At 46.1% G+C, this 14,763-nt stretch carries 12 protein-coding genes and 1 pseudogene; 6 read left to right on the forward strand and 7 right to left on the reverse strand.

What is annotated here, in order from left to right:
- The first annotated feature begins 109 nt into the window (after positions 1-109).
- On the forward strand, positions 110-955 hold the full coding sequence (locus BMY60_RS13070) for a hypothetical protein (protein ID WP_090334225.1): 846 nt from the start codon (positions 110-112) through the stop codon (positions 953-955).
- A 263-nt stretch (positions 956-1,218) separates the two neighbouring features.
- Here BMY60_RS13070 and BMY60_RS13075 read toward each other — a convergent pair whose 3' ends face one another.
- Both BMY60_RS13075 and BMY60_RS13080 read right to left on the reverse strand, forming a co-directional pair.
- Entirely contained in the window at positions 1,219-3,801 is a 2,583-nt protein-coding gene (locus BMY60_RS13075; protein ID WP_090334227.1) for a tyrosinase family protein, read from the reverse strand.
- Between the two features lie 84 nt (positions 3,802-3,885).
- On the reverse strand, positions 3,886-4,158 hold the full coding sequence (locus BMY60_RS13080) for an SPRY domain-containing protein (RefSeq protein ID WP_090334228.1): 273 nt from the start codon (positions 4,156-4,158) through the stop codon (positions 3,886-3,888).
- A 986-nt stretch (positions 4,159-5,144) separates the two neighbouring features.
- On the opposite strand from BMY60_RS13080, the gene BMY60_RS13085 reads away from it, so the two are divergent.
- On the forward strand, positions 5,145-5,351 hold the full coding sequence (locus BMY60_RS13085) for an alginate export family protein (RefSeq protein WP_090334229.1): 207 nt from the start codon (positions 5,145-5,147) through the stop codon (positions 5,349-5,351).
- 114 nt (positions 5,352-5,465) lie between these two features.
- Positions 5,466-5,831 carry a hypothetical protein gene (locus tag BMY60_RS13090; protein ID WP_090334230.1) on the forward strand — a complete coding sequence of 122 codons (366 nt, stop codon included), beginning with the start codon at positions 5,466-5,468 and terminating at the stop codon, positions 5,829-5,831.
- A 565-nt stretch (positions 5,832-6,396) separates the two neighbouring features.
- Here the strand turns inward: BMY60_RS13090 and BMY60_RS13095 are convergent.
- Complete coding sequence (locus BMY60_RS13095) at positions 6,397-7,083, reverse strand: endonuclease/exonuclease/phosphatase family protein (RefSeq protein WP_090334231.1); 687 nt, start codon at positions 7,081-7,083, stop codon at positions 6,397-6,399.
- A 15-nt stretch (positions 7,084-7,098) separates the two neighbouring features.
- Entirely contained in the window at positions 7,099-9,249 is a 2,151-nt protein-coding gene (locus BMY60_RS13100; protein ID WP_090334233.1) for a VTT domain-containing protein, read from the reverse strand.
- Between the two features lie 418 nt (positions 9,250-9,667).
- Here BMY60_RS13100 and BMY60_RS13105 point away from each other — a divergent pair, with 418 nt between their 5' ends.
- The gene (locus BMY60_RS13105; RefSeq protein WP_177166679.1) at positions 9,668-10,201 is read left to right on the forward strand and encodes a peroxiredoxin; all 534 of its coding nucleotides are present in this window, start codon (positions 9,668-9,670) and stop codon (positions 10,199-10,201) included.
- A gap of 307 nt (positions 10,202-10,508) precedes the next feature.
- On the opposite strand, the gene BMY60_RS13110 is transcribed toward BMY60_RS13105, so the two are convergent.
- The 3 genes from BMY60_RS13110 to BMY60_RS16740 all read right to left on the reverse strand — a co-directional run bounded on the left by BMY60_RS13110 (position 10,509) and on the right by BMY60_RS16740 (position 13,108).
- The gene (locus tag BMY60_RS13110) at positions 10,509-11,633 is read right to left on the reverse strand and encodes a CNNM domain-containing protein (RefSeq protein WP_090334239.1); all 1,125 of its coding nucleotides are present in this window, start codon (positions 11,631-11,633) and stop codon (positions 10,509-10,511) included.
- A gap of 340 nt (positions 11,634-11,973) precedes the next feature.
- A complete protein-coding gene (locus BMY60_RS16735) occupies positions 11,974-12,528 on the reverse strand; it encodes a transposase (protein WP_371264216.1) in 555 nt (184 codons plus the stop codon).
- 55 nt (positions 12,529-12,583) lie between these two features.
- Positions 12,584-13,108, reverse strand: coding sequence for a transposase (locus BMY60_RS16740; RefSeq protein ID WP_371264217.1), 525 nt, complete (start codon positions 13,106-13,108; stop codon positions 12,584-12,586).
- 118 nt (positions 13,109-13,226) lie between these two features.
- On the opposite strand from BMY60_RS16740, the pseudogene BMY60_RS16375 reads away from it, so the two are divergent.
- Together BMY60_RS16375 and BMY60_RS13120 are read left to right on the forward strand one after the other, a co-directional pair.
- Positions 13,227-13,571: pseudogene (locus BMY60_RS16375) on the forward strand (IS1595 family transposase); the annotation flags it as partial.
- Positions 13,572-13,800: 229 nt separating this feature from the next.
- Positions 13,801-14,190, forward strand: coding sequence for a Rha family transcriptional regulator (locus tag BMY60_RS13120; protein WP_090334235.1), 390 nt, complete (start codon positions 13,801-13,803; stop codon positions 14,188-14,190).
- The last annotated feature ends 573 nt before the right edge of the window (positions 14,191-14,763 follow it).

Here is a 14,763-nt window from a genome sequence, read left to right on the forward strand (position 1 = left end):
GAGGAAATTAATTCTACTCCTGTCGTTTACCGCTGGAAGAAATTCAATCTCGAAATCGTTTAATTTGTAAATAATTTAATGAATCGAAATACTAGCAATACTTGGCCGGTTGCAGCGTTGGCGCCCGTTAACAGAAGTATCATCGGCTAGCCTCACGCAATTATCCCATGATCCATTAGGTATACCCGTACCCGATACAGCATTATTACACGCTTTGTTTGCTTACCATGCGCCAGTGTGGGAAGTCGATGTTGTCGATGAGAATGATCTGCCCGGCATACCGATTTGGAATACCGCTGGCAAACCCGGTGTAAAACCGGCACCCGTTGTTTATCGCTATCCGAGTTACACGCGCTGGCAAGATCAAACGCTGTTGCAATTAAACTATGTCGTGTGGTTTGCCGCTCGGCCTATCACTGGCATCTTCGATATTCTGGGTGGCGCACTTGATGGTTTGATCTGGCGCGTAACATTAAACAGTGATGGCGCGCCTTTGCTTTACGACACTATCCATCCTTGCGGCTGCTACCACATGTTTTTTCTGACTGAGGCACTACAGCCAAAGCCAGAGGCTTTGCAACTTGCCGAACCTCCGCTATTACCTCAGCCCGCGCCGAGATTGACCGCTGGTCAACGGATAGTAATAAGAATTGCCTCAGCGGCGCATTACATCGAACGCGTCTATGCCGATCAACCGGATGGCACACCCTATGAATGGCGTGATTATGCTGAGTTATATGCGACACCTGTCATTGATAGCGGCCGCCGCAGCTTGTTTGCAGGCAATGGGCTGGTGATTGGCAGCGAACGCCGTGAACGCTGGTTGTTGTGGCCTATGGGGATACCGTCCGCTGGCGCGATGCGCGAACGCGGACACCACGCAACTGCGTTTGTAGGACGGCGGCATTTTGATGATGCATTGCTGCTGGAAGGCTTGTTTCAGCCTGCACCATAAACCTGCGAAAAGATAATCTTGGCTCTGATAATTTTTGCAGCCTGACCATTTTTCAGGATGCGTTTCTGATGACTAACGAATAAGAGTCGTTCATAAATAACTGTAACATCTGGATCGCATCTGGCGGACACACTGCAGCGTTGTTCGCCGTCGCCTAGCTTGTGCTATGACTCATCCTCCCGCCTTGCATTGCATCCCGCCAGACGCGCCCGATTGTCACACTTATTTATTCGCGGCTCCCAAGCGCCTTGGTCGATATCCGATCAAATTCCGGTTTTTATATCGTTTGTCAATCGAACTGCCTCATTACGGCTATCAAGTCTACAACGGCACCATTTTTCGATACATTCGCGAATGCCATTCACGTTAATGCCTTTTTTCTCAAGCCGCTTACGGAATTCCCGATCCAGCACCTGATCGCTTAACAGGCATCGCAGCAAACCGCACAGGCACTCTACTGATTGATTTGGATCATCCGGGGTTGTCGGAAACTGGTTATTCCCGCCTTTCCATACGGCCGCAGTAAAGATATGCTCGCGTGTAAAGTTGCGTCCCCTTGCCGTCTTACCTTCTGCTGTAACATGCGCGGTGTAGACGCCGGAAATATTTGCCGCAACTTGAGCCTCGTAGACTCCGGTTTCAACTTTAGCAAGACTTAATATTGAGACTGTGCCGTCCGGATGTGTTACATCTGCAGTGACGGCAGCCTGACCAGCAAGAGGAAGCCCATACTCGGTCAAAACGCAGCGCAGACTGACCTTGGCGCCCGGTTCGTAGCCGTCCTGACTCAGGGTGCCGGTCAACTTCAGATTTGAAAGCGAATAGACACTCAAATTATAGCGTACGCCGTGCACTGCTACCTGATTCAATAATTCCGGATTGTTGTCAAGTGAACCGAGATATTTTTTATAATACTTTTCGTTCACCTTAAGGACTGCTGTCCAGATACCTTCCTTGGACGCTACGCCCTCGGGATTAACAACCGGAAGCGTGACGCGGTAATAGCTGAAATTAGGACCCGTGACAAAGGTTACGCCAATACTGGATGACGCAAATGCCGGGTCAATCGTATAGCCTTCCGGTGTTTCCAGAATCATACGAACCACCTCGGAAGCGGGGCAAAGCAATACGACATCATGACTGATATCGGTCTCGTTGAGAATAAACGGAATACGATGCTCCTCGCCGGGGGCAATCCAGTTTTCAGGATCAGTCACGATATCCACGTTGGTGATACCGGCGAGAACCTGAAGATAGTATTTTGATAATTTGAAAAAATCATCCATTGGATCAATGGTATCGGTCAGCAGCAGCTCACCGCCTGAACCATTGCAGAGCTCATTCAGTGCGGCGGCATTTAAGTCCGACGCGGTACCGAGTCCGATGGCAAAAACCTTATCGCCAATCAAGCCTGATACATCCGCAATGTATTTACTGCGATTTTCCTTTCCATCGGTAAAAACAATCATTGCAGTTTCATCGAAATTTCCGCTGGCGGCTGTAGTCAATTCATTGCCCTTTTCTACGCCGTCACCGATGGAAGTAAAACCATCGGGATTAGGCGTATGGTTGGCAATATGCATAATCGCATCGGCCCGGCCCGTCCCGAAGATAGAGCCCGGTGCACCGGCAACGTCGATATCCATCACCTTATTCGCATCGTGATCAAATGCCGCAATTCCGATCCCATTATCCTCCTGGATAACGTTGGCAAAGATTTGTGCGGCTTCCACTAACAGCTCGTTGCGCGTACGACCGTCTCCGACATCGGTTTCCATACTGCCTGATTTATCCAATACCAGAGCAACGCCAACCGTAGGCCGCCCGATGGTATTGGCGGTTATCGGAACGACCCAGCTTTCTCCGGTCTGAACGCATTCAATGGTCACCGAACCGGATGCCGAGTCACCATCGTTTGTACCTTGATACGAAATCCAGACTATGACTTCACCACTAACTGCGCCATCTCCTGGATCTACAGTCACTGACGTACCAAATGGTGTATTAAAACCGGCGCCGGGCCCGTCAGTAATATTGAAAGTCAGCGTATTACAGGTCACAACCTGAAACACCACACCCCGTACGGTTTCTTCCCCTTCGGGAATATCGATGAACTTGAGGGCGGCGGTTTGATTTTCAATACGCGGCGGATCGGTGTCATAAATATAATCGAGATTAACTGTATCGACTACATCATTCGGCGTGGTTGTCCATGGCGCCATGGCGGAACCGGGAGATTCACTGCCGGAGCCTTGATATGCGTCTTCTCCCGGATGTGCGTTTTGCCAGTCTGACCACCATTTGTCGACGAAACAATGATGCAGAAAGAAAATGGGATCCTCGGGTGATCTGACGGACGCCATGTTTCCACCTACCCAATTATGGGGCGGGCCATGGGTGCCTTCTGCCGGACTCCAGTGGTCGGAATACGGTGTCAGATTGCGGTCATCGTCAATATCACCAGATGAAGGCAGTGAGCTGCTTGCGCCAAGGGATCGCCGTATTCCCCAGGGCTCAAATGGACCACTTACGGGATTTCCCGTTCCACCCATAAAAGAGGAAGTCCAGGGTAATTCCGTAGCAGATTGCTGCTGAGTTGAATCCCAATATGGCAATGAAATATCAGAATCATACTGCTGCAGCTCTTTTTCAAGATTGCTGAGAAACTTTCGGTGCCATGGATAAAAGAACGGGTTGCCGTGCGCAGTACCAAAATAGGTGTCGTGTTGATCGGCATATTTGTCGTATTTTCCGTCTGCCTTAAGTGATAATAAGGCGTTGACTAACGCATCACGTTGAGTACCACTCAGGTCAACTAGATTTTTCCGGCAGGCTATTTTTTTCATAACCACCTCCAGTATCGTTCGTTAATTCAAAATTGCACTGCTCTGCTGTGGGTAGTTTATGCAATGCTGGATCAGCTACAGACCTCAGCTTTTTTTTCGCTCGGCATCGACCAGCGCCCAATGTTTTTCCTGTGCATCGGTAAATTTCACAAATCGTTCAGCGTAATCACGAATTGATGTTGCCATAACGTTTACATAGGCTTTGGTGTAAGGGCGACCGTTTTTCAGGAACTTAACTTCATGCACATCGTTATCAACAGCCAATGTGACACGATCCCCTTCCGTCTGTATGCTGACACTTCGATTCAGAAGCTTGAATCTTTCGTTGAAGCCTTTATAAGAATCTTTTTTTGGCATGATAAGCGCCTCCAGGCTATGACCAAATGCTGACTGGCCGTTTGTGAAGAAATACACTTGATACTTCTATAGTCTTGAGAATAATTGTGTACTTATTTACGCGAACAGTATGTGCGAATAATCACAAAAGGCGTATGAATCCTCTGCCAGCTTAACCCAATATCGCACCAGTACGCTGGATTTTGGTCTGCAACCTGGTTTCCAGTAAAAAGTTCATCTTCAACCGGAATGGCTGTTCACGTTGGGCCGGAATATGCAACTGATAAACAGAGGAGGAACTTGCAAAATCCAAAAATTAAGCTGAATTATTGGCCCGAATGGCCAAGAAATTGAAAATAGCCCATCCATCAGTGATAAAGTTGAACTATCGAAACTCAAAAAATATCAACAGATGGAAAGGCTGCACAAGACTTTATACAAACATGGTGGAATATACAAAGCTCGTTGCTTCCATGGTTATCTGAAGAATTGGGGCCATTAACGAAAAAGCAGCAGGAACTAATAACTACGCTGGAGTTGATTCGTATCGAGAAACTCATTTTCTCATCTCGCGGTTACCCGGGGCGCCCGGAGCACAGCCGGGTGGCCATAGCAAGGGCATTTGTGGCGAAAATGGTATATAACCTGCCAACAACACGGACGCTACTGGATCGACCGGCAACAGACAAATCGTTACGCCGCCTTATCTGCTACGGATTATTGGAGTGATTTAAGCCCGATTACCCTGATTTGACAAAATACTTTGGTTACCGCGTGTGACGTTGAATGTTAATATTGCAAGTGGCGATAAAAATCCGACTAATGAAAAACTAAATACTTTTAGTCCTCTATCCGAATCTGACATATTTTGAAGAAGCGACAGTGCTTGCACCACAAAATTTTTACAACATCGAGCCGGAAATTACGTTTTAGCCGCTTAATCAGCTTTCCATATCGTTTGATTGGAATCTCTTCTGGCGGGTGGAAAAAAATGATGCGGTATATATGTGCGCGGATTGATACCGCTTCCCGGTACCACTGCGGCAGACGGCCATTTTGTCGCACATATGCCTTCCATCAGTGTCGATTACCGGTTGAGCCGCTATGTGGCGTTAGGCTTGAGTTACAGTCACTTTTTTGCCGGAGAGGTCATTGATAATGCAGGAGGCCGCAATACCAATTTTTTGAAACTGGAATTAAATATTACATATTAAATCGATATTACAATGACTTAAATCACTATTTATCAGCGTAACTATCTGGAACTGTTACTTTTTAGTAATAATCTTCTTTGACTAATATTTTTTGAATCAAAAAAGGAAAAGCATATGACAGACCGGGAACAACAGCTAATGAAACGGCTTGAGGATCTTTGTCAGTGGATACGGGAAGGAAAGGTTATTGAAGCCATGTATGAATTTTATGATGACAGCGTAAAGATGCAGGAAAATCTCGAGCCACCATGTATAGGGCTTAACGCAAATATTGAACGCGAAAAAAAATGGCTGGAGTCGGTCAAAGAATTTAAAGGGTATGAAGTGCAATCCTTAGGGGTGGGCGGCGATACAACATTCCAGGAATGTACGTTTCGATATGTGACGGTTGATGGTAAAGAAGTATTTACAGCGCAAATTGCCCGTGCAATATGGAAAAATAACAAGATAATCGATGAGCGGTTCTATTGGCACCCCTGATTTATTACCTTTGAATATCCATAGACTTTTAATCACGAAGTTAAATGGCTAAATGATTGGCTATACCCCTATTGTGATCGAGCTAATGTTCCCAACAAAGGTTAGGCTCATGCGACCAACCACACGACCGGGGTCAAACTGGGTCAGGCAAAAAAGCACAGATACTCCATTTTGGCGGCGCTGCTACCATAAGCATCTTGATAGTGTCTTGTATCCAATGTTTGTTCAAATTGTGGTTGCCAGCAGGATGCACGAACTGACAGTTTGAGTCTCGTGCTTTACGGTATATTGCGGCGCGAATTGATGAGTTGCGGATTTGAGCCAATGGATATTGCGCCAGTACGCTGGATTTTGGCGTACAATTATGATGCCGTTGGTTTTCATGAATTCTAACGAAATCATACAGTTTGCACCCACGGATCCACTTGCCGGTTTTTAACTTGCCCTGTCTTGAATTGAACGCACATGCTCCCTGCGTCGCAGAATAACTGCGCTTGCGGTCGCGAGCATGCTCAATTCAACACAGCCCAGCGTTTAAATTCCAGCAACTGATGCAATATCCAGGTTAAAAAATCAATTTCGCTATCAAGGGTAAATGGTCGGAAGCTTTTCTGGTTATCGCGGTATTGTAGCTGGTTACCGAACGCAGGCATGCCCGGGGTTTGACCCAGATTCTGTCAAGGGCCAGCAGCGGAAACTGCGATGGGAAAGTTGCCTGCGCGGCGGTTCTGCAGAAATGCCTGTGCAGCCATCGAAGCGGACGGCCCCACAAATACCATTCATTCAGATCACCCATTAAAATGGAAATATCAGCAGGCTTGCGCTCGAATATTTTCAACAGTTGTTTGACTTGTGTGCGGCGTTCGCGGGGCAACAAACCCAGATGGGTTGCGACGATTTGAATACTGATCTTTCCCAGCCTTGTTTTGATATAAATAGCGCCTCGCGGCTCTCTGCCATTCACACTGATATCTTCACGGTGCAGTTCCTCGATCTCAAGCCGGGACAACAATGCATTACCATAGTGCGAAGTTTTGCTGAACATGGTTATGCCCGCGACGGCTTGCATTCCGGTTTGCCGGCCTATCTGTTCAAGCTGGTTGATTCCGTCACGCAGGGTTTCAACTTCCTGCAAGGCAATAATGTCAGCGTCCAGCGCGTTAATAACGTTTAGTACGCGCTCCGGGCTGTATCTGCCGTCAGTACCGGTACAACGATGAATATTATAGGTTGCAAGTGTCAGTGAGGTAATATCGGCACCCGTAGTTTAATGTTCTGTTAATGCTTCCGGTGTTTTCTGATGATATTGCGTTTTGCGTCTGATCCAGCGCATCAGAAAGTAGGCTGCGACAAAGGCGGTGGCGACAACTAGTATGAGTCCAGTCAGATTCCCCGGTGAAGGATTTTCAATTGCCGCAAGCGCACGATCTGTAATGAGTGAGACTGTAAACAAGCCCGGCATCATACCAACCGCCGTGCCGGCAAGAAAATCGCGCAATTTGAAATGCGAAGCCCCGGCGACCAGATTAATCAATGAGAAAGGCGCCACGGGTATAATACGGATAGCCACAATACTGATCACCCCATGCTGTGCGAGTTTGTTGCTGATGCTGTTCAGTCTCGATCCCGCCAGATTGCGAACAGCATTTCGACTCAATCTGGTACCGGCATAGTACACAACAAATGCGCTTAACAGACCGCCCGTTAATGAATACGCTAGACCTTGCAGCAGCCCGACAATTGAAACCACCACGACAACAAACAAAGAAAAGGGCAGTCTGGTACACCCTATCAACACGAATCCAGCCATAATCCATAACGGCAAACCGGGCACCGCTTGAATTCCGGTCAATGCCTCTGATACCGGTTGCAGATCGACCCAATTGCTTAAGGGCATCCAGTGCCACATTACTGACAATACCGTTAACGTACCAACCATCCATAACCAGTTCACGATTCTTGATTTTATGGATTTCTCTGAAGTTTCCGGCAGAATCCGGTTTACAAAAAGTTCCGGTTCCAGCGGTTCTTCCGGATCGGTTACATCTGTATCAGGAACAATCTGGTCAACATCCTCCGGAAGGTCCATCGGTAGTGTGTTTAGATATCTGCCATTGGTGTCGATCAGTTTTTCGATACCGGCTATCAGCGAATCCGTCTGGCTTAAAGTGTCATGCATCCGCTCAGGCGAGCATGACAAATGTTCTGCGAGCAAGCGGTTGCGAAAAGCGGAAACACTCCGCCTCAGGTTGTCATCAGACCCTGCATCGATAATGATTATGCATTCATTGTCTAGATTCATTGATCTGTTGTTCAGGTTGGCCGAGCCGACTGCTACCAGCCTGTCATCCACAATCATGATTTTGGCATGCACGTTGATAGGCAATTCATTCAGGCCGGGACCGTCGGGATAGTAGACCCGCAGGCGGTCATACCTGTCGCGCGCCTGCATTTGTTTTATTAGCCGTATGCGCAGGACGTCCATCGTCATCTGCGCCAACCAGCCATCGGTCTCTCTGGGCTGCACGATAACGATTTCAGGCCCCTGCTCTTTTTCCAGACTGCGCTGCATTGCTTCAGCAATCGATGGCACAGTAAAATACTGGTTCTCGATATAAATATAACGCTCTGCAGCGTCTATAGCATTCAGATAAAAATCGAGGATTTCGCGTATTTCGCTTTGTTGTTCATACTTACAACTGGTACGCGCCAAACCTGCCACAACATCTGATATGTCGGCAGGCACATTTTCCGGCCAGAGTTTTGATGACTTCCCGTTATCAGCAGGCTGCAAGTCTTCATCCGCCACCCATTTCCAGCGCTCACGGAACAGCTCTGCAAAGGCAGCTGCCGCTCCACCCTCCAGCATGATTTGGACATCGTGAAAAGGCCTGAAGATCGTCATATCGTCACCATCTCTATTCAGATTTTCAGGCTTATGATCAGACGTATCCCAACGTCCAAGCGTGAGATCCAACCCGCCGACAAACGCAAGCGTATCGTCGATAACAACAATCTTTTGATGTTGTGACGCACCAGCAGGCTGATAATTATCCAGACAGAAATGAACCCGCGGATTCGTTTTCCAATCCAGTTGATAGATAGGAAACCACTCGCGCCCCACACCATATATCATGGCAAAGTCCCAGCTCAGTATATAAATGTTGAGATTTCGATTTTTTTTCGTTAGCGCATCGAGGAATTCACCCAGTTTTTCCGGATATCCGTCGTTGTCCGCATCCCGAACCAATTTTAACTGGCTGTTGATATCCCAGCTTAATATGTAAATCGTATGCTGTGCTTTTTTCAAGGCCTCACGTAAAACGGCAAAATAATCAGCTCCGTCAATGAGGAAGCGCAGCCGGTCGACATGTTCGGTACGCCAGCAATTCCGGCCGGTTTTTAAAAAAGATGACATATGATAGACTTTGGAAGTATTAGGTAAATATTAAATATGGATTATTGCTCTCAGTATCAGTGCCAGTGCCTCGCCAGTTCTTAGGTACTTGATGTTGAATGACATCTCCGGAAAAAGTGAAAAACGATAGCCCGTATAATAACGTTTTTCGGCATGTTAACAAAAAAAGCATGCACGCATATGCCAGATACCGGAGCGGTATCAAATTAACAGGTCGTTGAAAAAAAACTATCCGGGTTACCGCTGCAGCGTTAAAAACAGGCTCAAAAACTTATTTATTATGCAATAAATATTGCTTTCTACTCGGCAGATCTTGTGCGCCGCCTGTTTTTGCCTTATATCGGCACCTCCTAATTGGGTGAAGACCGGCACTTTTGTTTCGATTGCATGTCGGAACTAAAAACAAATGGAGAGAATTATGATTGAGATAACACGACAAGTACCTGATGCGACTTTTAAAACGCGTGTGCGCGATGAATCCATAGGTGGCGATAATCCGTTCCGCTGGCAGGATGTTTCAACCGAAGATATTTTTGCTGGCAAGCGGATCGTATTATTTGCATTGCCCGGCGCGTTTACACCAACTTGTACAACTGCGCATTTACCGGCGTATGAACAGCATTATGATGATTTTAAGGCATTGGGCATTGACGAGGTGATTTGCCTGTCTGTAAATGACGCATTTGTAATGTTTCAGTGGCGCCGGCATTTGGATGTTGAGAAAGTATTTGTTTTGCCCGATGGAAACGCAGAATTTACCCGAAAAATGGGCATGCTTGTTGACAAATCGAACCTGGGTTTTGGCATGCGTTCCTGGCGCTATTCTATGGTTGTACAGAATAAAATGATCGAGAAAATGTTCATTGAACCGGGATTTGAAGACAACTGCCCCGATGACCCTTACGAAGTTTCAGACGCCACAACAATGCTGGAATACCTGAAATCTAAGTAACGCTGTCCGGTATATAAAAAGTGCATGGATGATTTATATGAGCCGGGCGATACGGCGTTTGGAACCTTTTTTTAACGCTGTGCAGAGCAGCTGCGCGCTCTCCAGGATCATTTTGGAAACGTGCTGATCACAATCATACTGTGCGCATTTCTTGATGTCCAAATCAAGCACAAAAATGTTCATTTCATTGCGGGTGTGTTCGAGGCTTTTGTCGCCTGACGCTAAGTTAAACGGTCGACTGGCCTGGAAACCGCGATTTGCGCTGTGATAATACACAGTTAAGGGGAAAGTCTGAAGTATTATCATATCAGTCGTCAGCCATTGATCCTTTTTTTATTTCCTTTGTGTTTGAATCCTGTTCTGTAATTTCCTTGTTTAGTTTTTCTAACAAGCCTATCCGTCGCGCACGCTCCTCCCATTTTTTGCGTGCTAGTGCTTGCATGTCCACAATGTGATCGGATTCATCAACAATTTCAAGGCCGAGTAACGTTTCAATGACGTCTTCCATAGTAACCAGTCCCGCCGTACCGCCGAATTCGTCAATAACCAGTGCTACATGTTCGCGTTTCTCGATGAAATGGTTAAACAATTCCGGAATGGGAAAGTTTTCTTTAATGGCAATCATGTCACGCTTAATGGCCGATAACGGTGTATTGTCTCCATCGTTTATCAGCGTGATTAGCAGATCGTTTTTCAAGACATAACCCGTTATATTGTCAAGTGAATTTTCAAAGACAGGAATGCGTGAGAATCTAAGATTCGGATGCTTTCCATAGAACGCACGCGCCGATGTATTTTCGGCAGCGGCCACCATGACTGTACGCGGCGTCATGATATCGTGTGCCAGAACCGATTCAAAAAGCATCAGGTTGCGCATTATCGTTGATTCATCTTTGTCAAGAACTCCCTGTTTCGCGCCGAGATCCGCCATGGCGGAAAAATCCTTGCGGCTGAATACACTTGCGTTCACGTCTTTTTTCAAAGAGCGGGTAATGATCTGGCTGATATATACGAACGGCGCTAAAACAAACATTACAATCTTGAGGCTTCTTACGGTGAAATTTGTAAGCTCCTGCCAATAGCTGGCGCCAATTGTTTTTGGCACGATTTCAGATAACAGCAGGATTGCCAGGGTCATGACCGCCGGCACGACTACTGTCGACATCAATGAGGTTCCCCAGATTATAGCGGCCTGCGCACCTACGCCGATGGCACCGATTGTATGCGCAATGGTATTGAGTGTGAGAATAGCTGACAGCGGTTGGTCGATATTGGACTTGTAAGCTTCAAGTCTTGGGCCGATATCACCGCCTTCCTGCACTTTCTGCTCCGTAAACGATGGCGTAATACTGAGTAATACTGCTTCCCAGATTGAGCAAAGGAATGAAAAAATTATCGAAACAAAAAAGAAAGTAATTAGCAGTGTATACATGAATAATTTGAAGATCGAAATAAAAAAATAAACATCGGTTTTGCCAACGGGCCCAAGATGACTGTGACAGGAATCATTGAAGGTTTCCACATTTATATCCATTGGAGCGCAGCAGTTCAAAGGTCAAGGCAACAATCAATAGAACCTCTTGCAAAACTCCCGTCGGCATAGTTTCGCAAGTAGCAATAATCTGGTTCAAGCTAAATTTTAATCCGAATCGGTATAAATGATTGCATTCCTGCCGATGTACAGGGTTATTTTTGAGATTTTGCCAAATTTAAGGCGCAGTTTTCCCATAAGTTGATTTAAATTCTATTTTGTATGGCTTGCCTGGAAATTTCTAAGTCACCAGGATCATTATTTGGTTGGCAGTTAACGCCAGAATACCAAACATCAAGTGACACATCACTTTGGCATGCCCCCGTACACGAACTGCACAGCCGCCAAATTCATCTTTTAATCGAGCATTCACACGCTCAACGGTGCTGCGTTCGTTATATCGTATTGCTTCAGCCGTTTGGTGACCAACTTGACGGCAACGTTTTTTTTCTGCAAGCTCATTTTTTAATGTTTTATCACGGCGTGGATGACTGTCAATCAGCGGAACATGCCCAGGCTGCCGGCTGATTTCGTGAATTTGCGGCACATCGTATGCCGAGTCCATCAAGTCGTACAGGTGTGTAATCCTATCATGGGTTATCTTCGCCAAAGGGATAGCGGCCTGACTGTCATGTACCGATGCCGATGTTAAAACACAGCTAACCGGGATGCCGCCATCCGCGGCATCGATATGTAGTTTGTAACCCGTCCAGCTGGTTTTATAGCCTTTGCTGTTTCTCTTGGTACCTACACCACATTCCTGGGGCAGCCCATCCAGCATGGCCTCGATACTCATGCCGCTTGCCTGACGCTCAATCCGGGTCAGCGGCTTTGTTCGCGCTTCGCCCTTTTCAGGGCGTCCCGGCTTGCCGGGTTGCTTTGCTACCGGTGCTCCTGACAGGCCTTTCTCCGGCTGCTATGGCCGTCGAATCCCGAGAGTTATGTCCAACAATTTCGTTTGCATAGTGGGTTTTAATGAACGTCTTATGAACAAGCTGCGGTAATTGGGATTTGGAAAGTTCATCAAAAGCACGGGAAAAAGTGGACTCGTGTGGAACATCATTGACCCGTTCCCACCCGCATATCCACCTCAATGTGATGTCACCGGCTAATCGATCCAATAGCATTCGGGTTGTGGGTATGTTACAGACCATTTTGGCAATAAATGCACGAGCAATAGCACTACGGCTTTTGAGCGGACAACCAGGAAAACCACGGTTGGAATAAGTAAACCTCTCTATTTGCAAAAGCTCCAAGGTGGTTACCAGTTCCTGATGCTTCTTTGTCAGTTCGCCTGACTCCTCTTTCAGCCAGGGAAATAATGAACCTTGTATAGTCAGCCAATATTGTGATACAGCATCTCTTAACTTGCTCATTTATAGTTGCTTTTAGATTGTTTTTGAAACGCTGTTTTACCATTTTTATGAGCAAGTTCCTTTCTACTTTTGGCTATTTCAGCCAATAATTCCCCCTATTTCTTTGAGTTTTGCAAGAGGCTCAATATTAAAGCCGTTAATTGCAGCAGACGCGATACTGTGTTCCGACGGAGAAAAGGCATTAGCTGCCGCAGCCAGAGCTGCTTGGAATCATGCATCGGCCGGCCAATTTAAATGCCGGAATCAGAGTCACCGGAAAGGTTTACCACGTACAAAACGTCAATGCTTACGGCTGTCGTCTCAAACAATGGATACGTTAATTCCATGGTGTTGCACGCGATATCTGGAGAATTATCTCGGATGGAGAAGAATGATTGAGCGTCAAACTGATTCCTTGTCGCCTCAGTCAATTTTATCGACTGCCTTGAAATTGAATAACCACCAACAGTCAACGATGACATAGCCTAATTATTTATAACCAAAGACATCGCCAGTTCGTACTTATAGCTCTTTTTCTTCCAAAACTATGACCAAAGGGCAATTTTTAACATGGCACCATTAGGATAAAGTGCAGTAAGAATAGAATAAAAGATCAAAAAAACACAATCCGGTAAGGAACAACAAACGATATTTACCGGGTGTCGCTGATTAAACGACTTTGGTTTTAAAGTCAGATTCGAACGGAGATAATCATGGAAAAAATAGTAAGTATTACGAATAATAAAGTGGTGACCAATACGCAAGTGATTGCAAAACATTTCGGCCGCAGTCACGATGAATTAATCCATTCCCTGCGATATTTAATGCGCGATTGCGGCGCTGCGTTCAGCGAAGAAAATTTTCTCGAGCAAGAATGCGGTTATTCTCTCCGGATCACATACGCAGGATTTCTGGTCATATCAGGACTGTTTCTGGGCGCTCGCAATGCGCGCATTAAAATTAGATTTATTGATGCGTTCGCTCAAGCACAAAAGAAAATTGACGATTGCGGGCTGGATGTACCCCAGGCAATGCCCGGTGAATTATTATTCATGCGTCCTGAATGGGTAAAGACAGTCCACTACGAGAACATGAAATTGTAAACTGTATTGCATGACTGTCCGGTTAAACTGATGCATCTTTAACTGTGCACCAGATTTCACTGATGTACCCGTTATTGGCATAGAGCGAGAGTGGCATCTTTGCTGCCGGACCAAAATCTGCAGTTTTGGACAGAAACTTCCGGACTCATCGGAACGTCCGAAGTACGGCCCAGCGAAGAATGTTGCCAGAACTGGCAATATCAGAAAAGATTGCCCGGAATATTGGCTTCCAGTGTTTTTGATCTGAACAAGCCCATTCCCAGGCCGCACCGGCAGTGAACGAGACAACAGTGGCAGAAAAAGTTCTTTCTATCGCAGCACTACCCTAATTTTCTTGATGATTGCGCAGGCCTATACTGTGAAAACAGCAACTATTTGTTCTATAAGTATAAAAAACCGTAATATCCGATACTATATTCAGTATAACTGCATATCTCAAAAAGTGATTAAAACTCAATCTTGGTTCTGTTGCCTAGGCCTGCCTATTACCCGTAATTATTGACTGGACATTTAATCTGTTTTCATGCAGGATGAGTAGCATGAAAACACAAAACCTAATAAAAAGCACTTTAT

The sequence above is a fragment of the Nitrosomonas sp. Nm51 genome, from assembly GCF_900111165.1.
In the GTDB taxonomy this organism is placed as follows: domain Bacteria; phylum Pseudomonadota; class Gammaproteobacteria; order Burkholderiales; family Nitrosomonadaceae; genus Nitrosomonas.

What these genes read in the sequence shown, in the direction of transcription:
- BMY60_RS16740 (WP_371264217.1), bottom strand. Translation starts at nt 13,108, where the DNA reads ATGAGCAAGTTAAGAGATGCTGTATCACAATATTGGCTGACTATACAA.
- BMY60_RS13105 (WP_177166679.1), top strand. Translation starts at nt 9,668, where the DNA reads ATGATTGAGATAACACGACAAGTACCTGATGCGACTTTTAAAACGCGT.
- BMY60_RS13090 (WP_090334230.1), top strand. Translation starts at nt 5,466, where the DNA reads ATGACAGACCGGGAACAACAGCTAATGAAACGGCTTGAGGATCTTTGT.
- BMY60_RS13120 (WP_090334235.1), top strand. Translation starts at nt 13,801, where the DNA reads ATGGAAAAAATAGTAAGTATTACGAATAATAAAGTGGTGACCAATACG.
- BMY60_RS16735 (WP_371264216.1), bottom strand. Translation starts at nt 12,528, where the DNA reads ATGAGTATCGAGGCCATGCTGGATGGGCTGCCCCAGGAATGTGGTGTA.
- BMY60_RS13075 (WP_090334227.1), bottom strand. Translation starts at nt 3,801, where the DNA reads ATGAAAAAAATAGCCTGCCGGAAAAATCTAGTTGACCTGAGTGGTACT.
- BMY60_RS13110 (WP_090334239.1), bottom strand. Translation starts at nt 11,633, where the DNA reads ATGTATACACTGCTAATTACTTTCTTTTTTGTTTCGATAATTTTTTCA.
- BMY60_RS13100 (WP_090334233.1), bottom strand. Translation starts at nt 9,249, where the DNA reads ATGTCATCTTTTTTAAAAACCGGCCGGAATTGCTGGCGTACCGAACAT.
- BMY60_RS13080 (WP_090334228.1), bottom strand. Translation starts at nt 4,158, where the DNA reads ATGCCAAAAAAAGATTCTTATAAAGGCTTCAACGAAAGATTCAAGCTT.